The 14,427-nt window shown below is 57.6% G+C and carries 14 protein-coding genes; 5 read left to right on the plus strand and 9 right to left on the minus strand.

The window, feature by feature from the left end; genetic code table 11:
- A partial coding sequence (locus ACESMB_RS10830) for a DUF748 domain-containing protein (protein WP_372927036.1) occupies window positions 1–1,649 on the minus strand: 1,649 nt, incomplete at its 3' end.
- A gap of 179 nt (window positions 1,650–1,828) precedes the next feature.
- On the opposite strand from ACESMB_RS10830, the gene pdxH reads away from it, so the two are divergent.
- The 5 genes from pdxH to ACESMB_RS10855 all read left to right on the plus strand — a co-directional run bounded on the left by pdxH (window position 1,829) and on the right by ACESMB_RS10855 (window position 4,647).
- Entirely contained in the window at window positions 1,829–2,464 is a 636-nt protein-coding gene (gene pdxH, locus ACESMB_RS10835; protein ID WP_372927038.1) for a pyridoxamine 5'-phosphate oxidase, read from the plus strand.
- The gene (locus ACESMB_RS10840; RefSeq protein WP_372927039.1) at window positions 2,445–3,194 is read left to right on the plus strand and encodes a 4'-phosphopantetheinyl transferase family protein; all 750 of its coding nucleotides are present in this window, start codon (window positions 2,445–2,447) and stop codon (window positions 3,192–3,194) included. The genes pdxH and ACESMB_RS10840 overlap by 20 nt, the downstream gene beginning before the upstream one ends.
- Before the next feature lie 2 nt (window positions 3,195–3,196).
- Complete coding sequence (locus ACESMB_RS10845) at window positions 3,197–3,784, plus strand: DNA-3-methyladenine glycosylase I (protein WP_372927040.1); 588 nt, start codon at window positions 3,197–3,199, stop codon at window positions 3,782–3,784.
- Between the two features lie 108 nt (window positions 3,785–3,892).
- On the plus strand, window positions 3,893–4,198 hold the full coding sequence (locus ACESMB_RS10850; protein ID WP_372927041.1) for a DUF6482 family protein: 306 nt from the start codon (window positions 3,893–3,895) through the stop codon (window positions 4,196–4,198).
- Window positions 4,195–4,647, plus strand: coding sequence for a DUF3429 domain-containing protein (locus tag ACESMB_RS10855; protein ID WP_372927042.1), 453 nt, complete (start codon window positions 4,195–4,197; stop codon window positions 4,645–4,647). Before ACESMB_RS10850 ends, ACESMB_RS10855 begins: the two co-directional genes overlap by 4 nt.
- A 30-nt stretch (window positions 4,648–4,677) precedes the next feature.
- Here the strand turns inward: ACESMB_RS10855 and ACESMB_RS10860 are convergent, their stop codons facing one another.
- The 8 genes from ACESMB_RS10860 to ACESMB_RS10895 all read right to left on the minus strand — a co-directional run.
- Complete coding sequence (locus ACESMB_RS10860; RefSeq protein WP_372927043.1) at window positions 4,678–5,676, minus strand: RNA polymerase sigma factor RpoD/SigA; 999 nt, start codon at window positions 5,674–5,676, stop codon at window positions 4,678–4,680.
- A gap of 119 nt (window positions 5,677–5,795) precedes the next feature.
- Window positions 5,796–7,238: an aspartate kinase gene (locus tag ACESMB_RS10865; protein WP_372927044.1), complete on the minus strand. Its 1,443-nt coding sequence runs from the start codon at window positions 7,236–7,238 to the stop codon at window positions 5,796–5,798.
- A gap of 51 nt (window positions 7,239–7,289) precedes the next feature.
- Window positions 7,290–8,558 carry a diaminobutyrate--2-oxoglutarate transaminase gene (gene ectB, locus ACESMB_RS10870; protein WP_372971527.1) on the minus strand — a complete coding sequence of 423 codons (1,269 nt, stop codon included), beginning with the start codon at window positions 8,556–8,558 and terminating at the stop codon, window positions 7,290–7,292.
- A gap of 134 nt (window positions 8,559–8,692) precedes the next feature.
- Window positions 8,693–9,208: a diaminobutyrate acetyltransferase gene (ectA, locus tag ACESMB_RS10875; RefSeq protein WP_372927046.1), complete on the minus strand. Its 516-nt coding sequence runs from the start codon at window positions 9,206–9,208 to the stop codon at window positions 8,693–8,695.
- A gap of 149 nt (window positions 9,209–9,357) precedes the next feature.
- Window positions 9,358–10,308: a metallophosphoesterase family protein gene (locus tag ACESMB_RS10880; protein WP_372971528.1), complete on the minus strand. Its 951-nt coding sequence runs from the start codon at window positions 10,306–10,308 to the stop codon at window positions 9,358–9,360.
- Between the two features lie 8 nt (window positions 10,309–10,316).
- A complete protein-coding gene (locus ACESMB_RS10885) occupies window positions 10,317–11,720 on the minus strand; it encodes a sodium:solute symporter family transporter (RefSeq protein ID WP_372927048.1) in 1,404 nt (467 codons plus the stop codon).
- 411 nt (window positions 11,721–12,131) lie between these two features.
- Complete coding sequence (locus ACESMB_RS10890; protein ID WP_372971529.1) at window positions 12,132–13,094, minus strand: radical SAM protein; 963 nt, start codon at window positions 13,092–13,094, stop codon at window positions 12,132–12,134.
- An 85-nt stretch (window positions 13,095–13,179) separates the two neighbouring features.
- Window positions 13,180–14,427: dihydrolipoyl dehydrogenase family protein (locus ACESMB_RS10895; RefSeq protein ID WP_372971530.1), on the minus strand; the 1,248-nt coding region annotated here is incomplete at its 5' end.

The following is a 14,427-nucleotide window of genomic DNA, read 5'->3' on the forward strand; positions in this document are numbered from 1 at the left end:
TTGTGAAGGCCATCTCCCCCACGAACCACGTTGACCGTCGGACCGGCCAGGGTAACGGTTCCGATTTCCAGTCGCGCGGGTGCCACATTGTATTCGATCGGTTCCAGGCGCAGAGTCTGCCAGCCAATGAGTCGCTCATCACTGTCTCCGAGACGAAGATCCAGAGAAGCAATCTCACCGGCACCGCTGAAGGTGCCGGTGAGAGGATCCTGCTGCTGGTCAAGATCCAGGTTTCCGTCCACGCTCAGGCTGCCATCCCTGACATCCAGATTCGCCGCCTCGTTGATATAGGCGCCGAACTGGGCCAGAACAATGTCAGAACCGGCAATCCCTGCTTCCAGGGTAAAAGGTGCCGGTGTAGCCTGGCCGTTGATCACCACGCGGCCCCCACCGCCCAGGGTAGCGTCAGCCTTGTAATTGACCGGTTCTTCAAGCTGGTCGGAAAGCTCGTCAACGCTGATGCTCAGGTCTGTCAAGGACAGGTCGGCGCCGGTTCGTGGTTGCTCATCCCGCCAGTTCACGGAACTGTTGCCCAACTCCACACCGGCGACGGTCCAGCGGAACGGCATATCAGTGTCAGAAGAATCGTCTGCAGGTTCTTCGTCGGCCTCGTTACGGAAGGGTTCGAGCAGGTTGATCGCCCCGTCCGCATCGCGATGGAGCGAGAGGTTCACACCATCGGTATCCAGGGTACCGGTAGAGACGTTGCGGCTGTTCAGGCCAAAACTGATATCGCCCACACGAATTCTGTCTGCGGTCAGCAGCTCGTCATCATGACCCGCCAGACCAAGGCCAAGGTTATCGATATCGAGCTGTCCATCAGAGGTAGTCAGGAACAGCTCGTCGGCAGATTGCAGCTCGTATCGCGTGCTCAGCGTCACTCTGCCATCGCGAAGCTGGTACGGAAGGTAAGGTTTGAGGAAGTGCTGGAGTGTGGTGTGGGTCACCCCTCCCAGCTTGATAAAGCCCCGCGAATAAATCGGAGCAATGCTGAGATCCCCTTCCCATTCGATGGTCTGGCTGCCAACTGCGGCCAGCAGGTAATAATTGCTCTCGGAGTCTTCCCGGGGCCAGGTGGCCAGATCATTGAGGGCCAGATCCAGTGGTGTCACCCGGAAATCTTCCTGCGCCTCCTGGCTGAAGTCCCGGAATAACAGTTCACCACCGGCCACCCTGAACCGGTCAAACTGCAGGCGCATCGGTTCTGCTGAATCACTGTCATCGGCCGGGGCGTCTTCTGCCGGTGGATTGTTCGCCTGCCAGTCCCTGGCAAAATTGACGCTGTAGTCTTCCAGCAGGTCCAGGCGGATATAGGGTTCTTCCAGCTCAATATTCTGCAACCCGACAACCCCGGTAACCAGCCGCCAGACCCCGAGATTGGTGTAGAAGCGGTCGAAGGCGACAACCGGCTCACCATCGCTATCCTCGGCGTCCAGGTCCAGCACTTCAACACTCATCACGAACGGGTTTACATGGATGTCGCCGACCTCTGCCTGCCAGCCCATGTGCTTCTCAAGCCTTTCCGGCAAAACCCGTTCCAGCCACCAGGGCAACCCAACGAAGCCGACAAGGGCATAAATCACGACCAGAACCAGTATCACCACTGAAATATTTCTGACAGACAATCGTCGTGTACGGTTTGCAACCACCGTGTTCTCCTTGTTGGTTATCGGTCACGGACCCGGCGTAGCCCGTACCAGTCTAACAAGGATAGTCCGCAAGTAGCGGTTTTGTCAGCCGGAAACGCTGGCGGACTGACAAGGCGTCATGAACCGGATATTCTGTCATCACCGTATTACACGACGAATCCCTTGGACAGGTAACCCTGATGGACATTAGCGATATGCGCCGCGACTTCGAGAGCGAAGGTCTCGATCGTGACGCTCTCGATACCAACCCGATCCTGCAGTTCCAGACCTGGTTCGGCGATGCCCGCGAAGCCGGTATTCTGGAACCCAATGCAATGTCGCTGGCGACAACCGGTGACGATGGTATGCCCGATATACGCACAGTGCTGCTGAAATATTTCGATGACTCCGGCTTTGTGTTCTATACCAATTATGGTAGCCGTAAGGCCAGGGAACTGGCTGAAAATCCGCAAGCGGCCCTGTTGTTCCCGTGGTTGGCCCTCAACCGTCAGGTGCGGATACAGGGCAAGGTGGAAAAAGTCAGCAAAACCGAATCACTGCGTTACTTTGCCTCCCGCCCACGGGGCAGCCAGATCGGCGCCTGGGTGTCGGAACAGAGTCGGGCCATTACCTCCCGGGGGTTGCTGGAGCAGAAAGTTGCCGAGATCAAGCGGCGCTTCAGTGAAGGCGAGATTCCACTCCCGGATTTCTGGGGCGGTTACCGTGTGGTGCCTGAACGAATCGAGTTCTGGCAGGGACGCCCAAGCCGGCTGCACGACCGCTTTGAATATGTGAAACAGCACGACGGGTGGGTCATTGACCGGCTCCAGCCCTGAAACGGTGCCCTCCGTCTGGCTTTGCCGGGAGCCGGCTTCGCAGAACCAGACAGCACCGGAATGGCTCACCGATTTCGAACAGGCTACCGTTGCCGGTTTCAGCGGCCTGAAGCGACGGGAATACCTGTGCAGCCGCTGGCTGATTCGCCAGGCACTGGCGGGTACATCAGGCATCGCCGGGGAAATATGCCGTCCCGTCGATGGCCGGCCGGTCTGCTCCGTGCATCCTCCCGGATGGCACCTGTCACTCAGCCACAGCCATGGGCTATCGGCCTGTGCTGTGGCTGCCAGACCGGGACTTGGGCTGGACATCGAGCCGCTGGGCCGGCATCCCCACTGGCAAAAAGTGGTGCGGCGGTGGTTCACGCCCGGTGAGCAGGCCTGGCTGCTTGCGGGCAACCAATGTGAAAACTTTCTCAAGGTCTGGACTCTCAAGGAAGCCTGGCTGAAGGCAACGGGCAGGGGCATAGCCGGCAATCTACAGACACTGGAGGTCGGCCCCGACTTTCGCCTGTCCGGTGACAGGGGAGGCAACGACTGGATCGCGTCCGTGGGCCAGGTCAACGATTTCCTGGTCACACTGGTTTACCGTCACTCCGGAAATTCGCTACCCTCGGGCTGTCTGCTGCAAACGCCCCAAGAATCACTGCGAGCAGAGCGGCCAGCAGCCGTCGTAACGTCTTTGAAATGGCTGTTTCACAACCACATCACCGTCCTCGAACAGGAGTGATAATGGCAGATCAGCAACGTTGTCCCTGGTGTGGCGACGATCCTCTGTACATGGATTACCACGATAACGTCTGGGGCCGACCGGAATACGATGACCTGGCACTGTTCGAAAAACTGTGCCTGGACGGGCAACAGGCGGGGCTCAGCTGGCTTACCATCCTGAAAAAACAGGCAAATTACCGGGCTGCCTACGATCATTTCGACCCCCAGCGCATCGCCCGTTACGACGATGGCAAGATTGAATCCCTGCTTCAGGACCGGGGAATAATCCGTAACCGCCTGAAAGTGCAGTCTATTATACGCAATGCCAGGGGGTACCTCGACCTGCAGGCGCAGGGCCACTCCTTCAGCAAGTTCCTGTGGTCGTTCGTGGATGGTGCGCCTATCCAGAATCAATGGCGCAGCATCGAGGAAGTGCCGGTATACACGCCGGAAGCGGAGGCCATGTCCAGGGCACTCAAGAAAAAGGGCTTCAATTTTGTCGGCCCGACCATTGTTTACGCGTTCATGCAGGCAGTGGGCATGGTGAATGACCACCTGACCAGCTGCCCGCAACACGCTGTCTGCAGGGAACTGTCCGGCCAGGCCTGAACCCTGATTTTCCGGCCGATTCCGGCCGCCTGATGATCCCAAACCATCCACCGCTCGTAAGTTCGTGGGTATCACAACGTCCCCGATTATCACGATGAGAGCAAAACGGTGAGAATAACCCTGGAAGAACTCAGGAACATCCCGGACCTGTCGATTGGCCTGTTGGAGATTATTTCTCTGGAAGGCCAGCAGTACATGGCCAGACTGGTAATAGACGGGCAATATCAACTGCTGTCCGACAAGCGGGGCAATACCCGATTGTTCCGCAGCAGCTGGGAGATCCAGGATGCCCTTGGCGCATTCGACATTGAATCAACCGACGTGGTTCACCCCTCCGCGTACCACGAAATGGTCGGCATGGAGCCATCCGAAATCGAACCCATGAGAATACGGGTCCAGGGGCGAAACTCGTGATTGCGGTCGCCAGGCTGGCGATCGTCGTTGGCATTGCCGGGTTACTGCCATTTCTCGCGGCGATACTCGGTCTCTTCATGATGCCAGCCAAAAGTGTCGCGATCATCGGCTACTTCTACCTTTACAGCGCCGGCATACTTGCCTTCATGGCCGGCATCTACTGGCCCCTGGCCATGCAACTGGAAAACCGTTGCTACCCGATTTCGCCACTGGTAACCATGCTGCTCAGCCAGGTGTTTTTCGTGTCTGCAGGTATCGGGCTTTTACTGCCCGTTGCGGCGCAAATAGTACTGTACACCGTCGCTTATATGGCGCTTTATGTGGTTGATGCACGCTGGATGAGAGGGTATTGGCCGGACTGGTACCTGAAGCTCAGGCTGGTACTGACCGCGATTGTCCTGCTATGCCAGATAGTGGCGGGAACCTGGTTTTTCACTGCTCACGGCTAAAGCTCACTATCACGGAGAAAACTCCGGAGCCTAGCCCCGGAGTGCTTCCTCAGGGCTTTCAACCAGACTCTTGAGCTTCCTGAGAGCGCCCTTTTCAATCTGCCTTACCCGCTCGCGGCTGATACCGAGATGATCGGAGATCACCTGAAGGGTTTCCGGCTCCGGCCGGCCGAGCCCGTATCGCCGGGCCAGGACTTCCTGTTCCCGTGAACTCAGATCTGCCAGCAGCGTTGCCAGTGTCCGTTTGCGATCCCGGTGGACCATGTCGTGGTCTGGAGAAGACTGTTCATCCGCGCTGAGGCTGTCACCAAGGGTGACACCGCCCTCAGCAGTCACCGGCATATCCACTGACACCTCCATGCTCGCAAGAGCACGCAGTTCTCCTATGCGCGATGGTGATACTTCAATTTCCCGAGCCAGCTCGCTTTGCGAGGGCGTGCGGCCCAGAAGCTGATGAAGCGCCAGGGATGTCTTCTGCAACAGACGGATTTCGTCCACCACGTTCTCCGGCGTATGCACCAGACGGGTGCCGCGCTTCATGCACCTTTTGACTTCTTCGCTGATCCACCAGTAGGCGTAGGTGGAAAAGCGGAACCCCTTGGTAGGATCAAACCGCTCAACCGCCTTGATGAGGCCGACGTTGGCATCCTGGATTACATCCGACATCGGGATACCGCGATTTGCATAACGCCTTGCAATGTGAACCGCAAGCCGCAGATTGCTGCGGATCAGCCGCTGGCGGCTGTCGGTGGCAAGATGATAGGCGCGACGGCATCGCGTTGATAAGGCACAGGCGTCCCCGAGGCTTCCAACCACTTCGCGGAAGGTCTGGGGGGTGTCTTTCGGCAAGCCCAACTCGGCTGAGATGAGCCGGTAACAGAAAGACAGCCTGCGGGAAAGACGGCGCTCACCGTCGTTAGTCAGCAGCTCGTAACGGGACGCATCCCTGAAGTACAGCCCTACAAGGGATTCCGTTTCGCCGGAGTGGGCTATGGTCGGAGACGGCCCCGGGCTCAGAAGTTCATTCATGGCGCAGGTTCCGATCGTAAATTTGTAAAAGATACGCGCAGAACGGTGCCGTGGATCCCCTGAAACCGGGCCCGCAAGAGGCAGTTGCGGTAAATACTGACGGGCAGACCCCGCCGGATTTACGCCGCGACGATTGCGTACTCGTGGTTATAGGGCTCGATCAGCACAGCATGGAGCGCCACGATGGTCTTCTTGTAGGCGTCTTCATCCACTACAAACTGGATGTCCACCTGGCGCATGCATTGGTGCAAGGCCAGAACGCTGATTTCCTCATCCGCCAGCGCCTTCACCGACCGTGCCAGGATGCCCGGAATCTTGATATCACTGCCAATGGCAGAAACGATCGCAACCTTACGGGTATTGACCTCAGCATTGGGGAATTCGTCCTTCAACGCCCGTACAACGCGCTTGACGTGCTTGAGGGTACTGTCCACGTAGTGGGTGATGGTGTTGGCGTTGGTGTCCTTGGACACGAAGCGCACCTTGAACCTGCCCAGTACCTCCAGAATACGGCGATCAGAGCCGGGCTCACCCTGCATGTCCTGATCAAACACCTCGATGGCAAACACGCCCTTGTTGCCGGCAATGATCTCCACCTGGGGCTTCTCACTGATGTAGTCGCCGGTGATCAGGGTGCCGGTGTGCTCCGGCTCAAAGGTATTCATCACCCGCAGCGGGATCTCGTTCTGACGCATGCCCTTGCCGGCACGGGGATGGATGGCTTCCATTCCCAGGTTGGCCAGCTGGTCGGCCACGTCGTAGTTGGTACGACCCAAAGGAACCACCTTGTCCGCACCCACAATGTTGGGGTCGGCTGAACTCAGATGGTATTCCTTGTGAATAATGGCTTCACGGGCGTTGGTGATGACTGCTACGCGGCTGAAGGTCATCTCGCTGTAGCCGCGGTCAAAGGTCCGCATCAGGCCTTCCTTGCACTGGGCGTAACCGGTAACAATCGGCAGCTCACGGGTAAGGTCAACCGCGTCAAAGGCCTGCTTGAGTTTTTCGTCCAGTGGCAGCAGTTCATTGTCGCGCCAGCCCGTCAGGTCCACAAAGCGTGCGTTAATGCCTTCCTGCTGGAGCTTCAGCGCGGTGTTGAAGGCGCTGTGAGCCTCACCAATGCCAGCCAGCATTTCACGGACTGTCAATAGATGCTCTTCCAGCTGGAACTGGCCATAGGAACACAGCCGCTGCAAGTCGATCAGGCAGCCGCGAACCCCTTCAATGCGGTCAGTAATGAACTGATCCGCCTGCTGCTTGAGCATGGGGTCCCCGAACAGTTCACCGTTGATATCGGTCAGGAACTTGATCAGCTTGGTGAGGTCGTCACCCCAGGCCCAGTCCGACTCAGCATCAGCGAACAGGGCGTAAACACCGGGCTCGCCGGTTTTCTTGTGTTCCAGCAGCTCATCGGTGACACCGCCATAGGCGGAGACCACGAAAATGCGCTGGTAGTATTCGTCCTTTTCGCGCCCGCCGAGAATGATGTTGTCGCGCACGGCCTCGTAATTGCTCATTGAGGTGCCGCCAATCTTCTCTACGGTATGTTGTTCGCTAGTCATAGTGTTACCGTCGTTATCCTGCAGAATGAATTTAGGGGAATGGCTGGCGCGTCAGGACGCCTTGCTCATTCCTTCCTGCATGATTTCATCCACGCTTTGAGCTAGAAGTTTAGCACCTTTGCGCAGATCGTCCTCGCTGGTGGTCAGCGGCATCAGGCATTTGATGACTTCGTCGTTGGGGCCACTGGTTTCAATAATCAGCCCCTTTTCAAAAGCACGGCTGGTGATCCTGTCCGTCAGCTCTGCGTGAGTCGCTTCAATGCCGCACATCATGCCCCGGCCTTTCAGCCTGAACTCGCCCGGGTACTTGTCACAAATCGCCTGCAGGCCTTCAGCCAGCACCTGGGTCTTGGCTTTCACCTCTTTGGCAAAGGCGTCGTCCTTCCAATAGGTCTCGACGGCTGTGCGAGCAGTCACGAAAGCCATGTTGTTGCCGCGGAAGGTGCCGTTGTGTTCACCCGAACTCCAGATATCCAGCTCCGGCTTGAACAGTACCAGCGCCATGGGCAGTCCGTAACCGCTCAGTGACTTGGACACAGTGACGATGTCCGGCTTGATACCGGCAAACTCAAAACTGAAAAACTCACCGGTACGGCCATTGCCGGCCTGGATGTCGTCCAGAATCAGCAGGATGTCGTGCTTCCTGCACAGCTTCTCAAGCCCCTGCAGCCATTCGGCGCGGGCCGCGTTCAGTCCACCTTCGCCCTGAACCGCCTCAACAATGACCGCAGCCGGCAGTTCAAAACCGGACGAACCATCCGATAATACTTTGTCCATGATCTCGAGGGTATCCACATTCTCACCCAGATAGCCGTCATAGAACATGAAATCGACATTGCCCAGCGGAGTACCGACACCGCCACGATGGTGCTTGTTACCAGTAGTGGCAACCGCACCCATGGTCACACCGTGAAAGCCGTTGGTGAAGGAAACAATGCCATTCCGACCCTTCACCTTGCGAGCCAGTTTCAATGCTGCTTCCACGCAATTGGTGCCGGTGGGGCCAGTGAACTGCATTTTGTAGTCCAGGCCACGGGGGTCCAGGATGTGCTTCTTGTAAGACTCGATGAAGTCGTGCTTGGCGCTGGTAAACATATCCAGGCCCTGGCTGACACCATCGTTCTCAATGTACTCAAGCAATGCTTTCTTGAGAATGTCGTTGTTGTGGCCATAGTTCAGTGACCCGGCGCCGGCCAGAAAATCCAGGTATTCCTTGCCGTTTTCAGTGTAAAGGTGCGCGTTCTTGGCACGGTTGAAAATCACCGGAAAGGCACGGGAATAAACACGTACTTCGGATTCGGTCGACTTGAAAAGTTCCATGGTCTTGCCTCTTAGCATGTCAGGTTCGAGGTAGTTGTGCGGTGGCACGTTGGTTGAGGCCGTTGTGACAGATTCACCTCAGCTTTCTGCCGGCCAGTCCAAACAGGGGTATCGATCGCTCAGGAAGGCTGCTGTTACGCCGGCTTTGTGAAAGGCCCGATGCGGAGCAGAAACTCGGAGTCGTGCTCGCCGCCGAAGTGGGTGTCTTTCTCAAAATGCTCGTGATAGGTGAGCTCAGCACCCATGTCACGGGCAAAAGACCGGAACAGCGCCCAGGAAGCCTCGTTATCGTTGGTGATGGTGGTCTCCATGTGGGTCACGCTTTTACACGCGTCACGGGCCACGATCGCCTTGAGCATCCGCTTGGCCAGACCCTGTCCACGACCTTTCTCGTGAACGGCCACCTGCCATACAAATACGGTTTCGGGCTGCTGGGGAGGAATATATCCGGAAATAAAGCCGACCAGATCGCCGTCTATCTCCGCCGCCACGCCGGTTTCGGCAAAGTGGCTGCACTGCAGGAGGTTGCAGTAGATCGAGTTGGGGTCCAGCGGCGGGCACTGAGCCACCAGCTGGTGAAGCCTGTAGCCATCATCCTTGACCGGTGTGCGGAGGGTGATGGCGGTGATATTCGAGCCTTCTGATGTCATAACGTGATCGATTCGCCTCAAAAAGTTAGCGTTGAATTATATAGACCACAAAATATATTTCAAGTCAGCCTTCGGAGCGCACCCCTGCAGAGCCCGCCGTTGTCCCTTAATAATAGACCGGATTATGGCGCAAGCCAGTGACAGGTTGATTAAACAACGGAAGGAAAAACAACGTCGCCAGGGGTGAGGGACGTTCCGCCTCCGATACGATCACGATAGGACACAGCTGCTGCTGAACCGGAAGGCCAGAGCTGGTCAAACCGGGCCAGCCAGGCATCCACATCGAAGGCGACCGGCATCAGGGAAACATTCAGCCGATTCCGCTCGATACCGACAACTGCCTCGTCCAGCGGGCTCGTCAAAGCGATACGGGCAACCAGCCCCCGTGGGTCCTGCATCAGGTTGCCCATCCCTGCCGCACCGTTGTTGACAGCCACGCAACTGCGCTCCTGAACAGTGTCTGACCAGAGCACGGGCAGGCAGGTATGGGTAGAGGCAATGACATCAGCACCGGACTTTCCGAACCACTCCGCCAACTGCAATTCGTTGCCGGCAACGAAGGATTCATGGGCCAGCCCCCATCCCGCCAGGGATTCAGGGTCACCATGCACCACCAAAACCTTTAGGCCTCCAAACAACAGGCAGCGATATCGTGGCAAAAGGCGGAGTTGTTCCTGTATGTCCGGATGGTCACCGGCCACCCCCTGCAGTCGTTCCATGATGGTATTGGAGCGGTCCACCACACCCTGGTCAACAAAATCCGGATAGGCACAACCACAACCCGCTCCGTCACTGGGGTTTGCCAATTCGTAATCGACATTACCCAGACAGACCGAATGCTCCAGCACCCGGTTATTGATCTCCCGGAACAGGCTGTCGCTGGCGTTAAACCAGTTGAAGTCGCCATTGAACACCAGCCTGACCCTGTGCCCCTGGCGCTCCTCTGCCAGCGCCATGCGTTCGATTTCATCCAGCGCGTAGGGGTTACCGTAGAGTCCACCGATAATGTAGAGCACGTCCTCCGAAACCTGGTGGGGCTCCCTGCACAGATCAGCCGGCCTGTATCGATAGGCCAGGGGACAGCTTCGACCTTCACTCATATCAGCGCCTACGCCTCGCCGGTCGCCAATGTACGCCCAGCCAGCCTGCGGGCTACCAGAGGCATGAAGAAGCCGACCATACAGATCAGGAAGCCATAGGCATTCACACCCAACAGCATCGCGTAAGCGCCGTCGCCGATGGCCCAACTCGAAGGAATCAGCCCCAAAGCCAGCAACACGCCGAGCCCCAGGCCGGTCCAGAAACTCAGGTGGAAACTCCAGGGCGACCAGCGGGTGAAGCCATAGAACAGGAACACCGGCGCCAGCCCCATCACCATGGTGCCGGATATGGTCGTGGCCTTGAGGATGTCGGTGCCAGCAAACATCGGCAGGTTCCCCAGGAACGCGAAGACAATCATGATCACCGCGCCCACACGCACGCTGGGCAACCGGTCTTTCGCACGTTTGGCAAGCCGCGGCAGATCCACCGCCAGCGACTTGGCGAGCGAGCTGAAGGTGGAATCCAGCGTTGAGCCTGCCGACGTCATCATCACCACACTCATAAAGAACAGCGCCGCCAGCCCCAGCGACTGACCTACTGCCGCCGGCGCATTGCCCATGGCTTCAATACCGTTAAGCCGGGCATGGACACCCACCAGACTGAAGATAAACACCGCCACAAACCCCAGCAGCCCCGCCACCACAAAGCTCTTGAGCATGGTCTTTTCCTTGTTCACAAAACCCCGGTCAGTCAGCACCGGATCGTGGAAGGGGTAGCTGAACATCTGCAACAGAGCCACCAGCAACAGGTCAAAACCGGCGTTAAGCTTGAACTCCCCGTTGGTCAGCAGGGCACTGGTGTCGTTGGCCGGTACGATCAGGAACAGCACCGCCCCGACAAAGAACACAAACACAAAGGCCTGAATGACATCGGTAAAAATCGACGACCGCAAACCACCCTTAAGGCTGTAGGCCAGGGTAAACACAGTAAACAGCATGGCAGCACCGTAGTACTCCCACTCCCCAGGCAGCCCAAAATAACCACCCACCACCGCGGTATTGCTCCACACCTCGTTATACAACCGAATCAGAATCGCCGCCGCAAACGCCAGACTGGCAAGCCGGCCAAACCGCGACGTCAGGAAATCCTGCAGGCTACGGGCCCCGGTTTGGGTACGAATCAGGTAAATGATGTAACCGGCCACCGGAATCGACAGCCAGTAACTGGCATAAGCCAGCCCGCCGGTCACACCGTAGGCCGCACCCAGGTTGGCGGCGTTGGTCACCGACTTGGCAAAGATCCAGCTGATAAAAATACTCGCCGTCAGCGACCACTGACTTACCGGATTGCCTTCGTCATCGGCTCCCTTGTAGAAGGAATTGGCGTTCTTGCTCTTGGGCGACAACACATACATCACCACCCCATAAACCACCAAAAATCCCCAAAACAGGGAAGCTTCCGTGAAATTCATTGTCTGTTCTGTCCTCATTCTTTGTTTGCTATCCGGGGCTGGTTCGGTTACTTCGGGCCCTGGGTGCCTGAGTCAGTGGTGGAGGGGGTTCAAAAAAACGCCCGTGAACCCATCCATGGGGGGCTTGGTCGCGCCATCCCTGGCGCTCCACATTTTTTGAACCCCCTCCACCACTGCCTCTGTCATCAACGTCGCCATGCCGTCCCCGACACATAGGGCATAGCAACCCAGTCCTAACCCGCTTTCTCTTTTAACCAAACGAATGGCAGTGTATTTACCGCGGTCTGGGGGTGGTGTTTTATTTCCGCCAGGAAAAAGGTGTCTGAGCGAAGCGAGTTCTTTTTCCCAAGGAAATAAAACACCACCCCCAGGCCGCCAATATCCATCAACCAGTCCTAAAAAAAGACCAAATCACCCCGGAGCAGAACAACTGGCCCCAAACCGATAACAGGAAAAACACCGGTGATGCCGCAACATAATGCGCTCATCCATGCTCTCAGCCAGCGTGCCCCCCAGATCGTAGTCAGGATCATCGTCCACCAACGTACAGGCATACACCCGCACCTGATTGTCCCGCTTCACCAGCATGCGCGTGTAGGTGCACATGAAATGGGAACGGGCCTCTTTGGTAGGGTACTTCTCCATGCAGGTTTCCGTGATTTCCGGGCTGCCGTCCTCCGAGCCCGGCGTGCCGAGGTCCGGGAAGGCCGTAAAGGCCAGGGTTTCCGGAATGCCCCATTCGCGGAAGATGCCGCGAAACGCAGACTCCACATTGGAAACAACCTCATCCGGATCGGTCTGGCGGGCGATGGAAACCTTGAAGCCCTGGTGCACCAGCCAGCGGATACCTTCCAGCGCCTTGTCGAAGCTGCCTTCGCCCCGGTCGACGTCGTGGCGGGCGCGGTCCGGGAAGTCCAGGCTGACGCGGAAATGGATCGGGTAGGGGTTATCCAGCAACGGCAATACCTGATGACGGCGTTTCAGCAGCGGATCGGTGGCGTTGGTGAGCACAAAGCAAGGCCGGTGGTGGCTGGCGTAATCCAGGATATTGATGAAATCGCGGATCACAAACGGCTCACCGCCAGTAAAGGAAAACTGTTCAACGCCCATGTCCAGAGCTTCGTGGATGAACGGTTTCACGTCGCTGAGCTTCATGCCTGGAATACGACCGTCACCGGGGTGTGAACCCTCAAGGCAGAACGGGCAGGCCAGGTTGCAGGCGGTGCCGGTATGAATCCACAGTTCCTTGAGTTTATCCGAGTCAATGTAGCCGCGCGGGTCACCGTTGCGGGTGTGGGTCCAGCTGTCGCGGGCCCGGGGTTCCAGCACTTCCACGGCGGGAATACGTCTTTCGGCGGTTTCGGTCAGGGGCATAACTGCTCCGTGTTGATACAGTGAATCTCTTGATACAGACAAACCTGGCGCACCGGCGTTACGTCACCGGTGCGCTTCTTCTGTTTTACGTCGTCGCTTCTTTTACGGCCTTGTTGCGGGGCTGTTTGCCACGGCGCCAGCCATGAAGCTTCTCGAGCAGGTTGAGAATACCCTGTGGCGCGTGTTCCCGCTTCCATTCACCCGCGGCATACTTGGCCGATTCGTTCCAGGTGGGGTAGGGGTGGATGGTTCCCAGAATCTTGTTGAGGCCCAGGCCATGCTTCATCGCCAGGGTGAACTCCGCCAGGATTTCGCCCGCATGCATCCCCACCACAACGGCGCCCAGAATCTTGTCCTTGCCCGGCGGTGTCAGAATCTTGATGAAGCCGTAGTCCTCGCTCTCGGCGATGGCGCGGTCCAGATCATCCAGGCCGTATCGGGTTACCTCATAGGCAATACCCTGTTCTTTCGCCTCTGCCTCACTGAGCCCGACCCGCGCCACTTCCGGCGAGGTAAAGGTCACCCATGGCATGACCCGATAGTCCACCCGGAAGCGCTTGAACTGGCCGAACAGACCGTTCACGGCTGCGTACCAGGCCTGGTGAGCAGCAGCATGGGTAAACTGGTAAGGGCCGGCCACATCGCCACAGGCAAAGACGTTGGGGAAGCGCATGCTCATGTCTTCATCCACCGGCACGGTACCGTTTGGCAGGGGTTCGACACCGATGTTTTCCAGCCCCAGCCCCCTGGTATTGGCAGCGCGACCCACGGCTACCAGAACCTGATCAAACGGGATCCTGACACGTTCACCGTTGTGGTCGCAGTACGCTACTTTTTCGCCATCCTCGATGGCGAACTCTTTGGCCGCATGATTCAGACGCAGGTCGATGCCATCCTGCCGGAACTGCTTCATGACCACATCGGCAACGTCACTGTCTTCCTTCGCCAGGATCCGGTCACCCATTTCCACCTGGGTTACCTTGCTGCCAAGTCGCGCAAAGGCGTGGGCAAGTTCGGAACCAATGGGCCCGCCGCCCAACACCAGTAACCGCTCCGGCTGGGTGTCCAGCGACCAGAGATTATCGGAAGTAAGAGGCTCCATTTCCGCCAGCCCCGGAATGGAGGGAACTGCCGGTTTGCCGCCAGTGGCAACCACAATGCTGCGGGCAGTCAGACGTTCGGTGCGGCCATCATTGTGCACAACTTCAAGTTCCCAGGGCGATACGAAGCTTGCGGTACCAGAGATGCAGTCCACGCCCAGTTTGCGATAACGCTCTGGCGAGTCATGGGGCTCCACCTTGGCAATCACGCCCTGGACACGGTTCATGATGTT

It is taken from the genome of Marinobacter sp., from assembly GCF_041686475.1.
Taxonomy (GTDB): domain Bacteria; phylum Pseudomonadota; class Gammaproteobacteria; order Pseudomonadales; family Oleiphilaceae; genus Marinobacter.

Excerpts from the sequence above, each read along its gene's own strand:
- ectB (WP_372971527.1), bottom strand. The coding sequence starts at position 8,558 with ATGGAACTTTTCAAGTCGACCGAATCCGAAGTACGTGTTTATTCCCGT.
- ACESMB_RS10845 (WP_372927040.1), top strand. The coding sequence starts at position 3,197 with ATGGCAGATCAGCAACGTTGTCCCTGGTGTGGCGACGATCCTCTGTAC.
- ACESMB_RS10865 (WP_372927044.1), bottom strand. The coding sequence starts at position 7,238 with ATGACTAGCGAACAACATACCGTAGAGAAGATTGGCGGCACCTCAATG.
- ACESMB_RS10880 (WP_372971528.1), bottom strand. The coding sequence starts at position 10,308 with ATGAGTGAAGGTCGAAGCTGTCCCCTGGCCTATCGATACAGGCCGGCT.
- ACESMB_RS10885 (WP_372927048.1), bottom strand. The coding sequence starts at position 11,720 with ATGAATTTCACGGAAGCTTCCCTGTTTTGGGGATTTTTGGTGGTTTAT.
- ectA (WP_372927046.1), bottom strand. The coding sequence starts at position 9,208 with ATGACATCAGAAGGCTCGAATATCACCGCCATCACCCTCCGCACACCG.
- ACESMB_RS10890 (WP_372971529.1), bottom strand. The coding sequence starts at position 13,094 with ATGCCCCTGACCGAAACCGCCGAAAGACGTATTCCCGCCGTGGAAGTG.
- ACESMB_RS10860 (WP_372927043.1), bottom strand. The coding sequence starts at position 5,676 with ATGAATGAACTTCTGAGCCCGGGGCCGTCTCCGACCATAGCCCACTCC.
- pdxH (WP_372927038.1), top strand. The coding sequence starts at position 1,829 with ATGGACATTAGCGATATGCGCCGCGACTTCGAGAGCGAAGGTCTCGAT.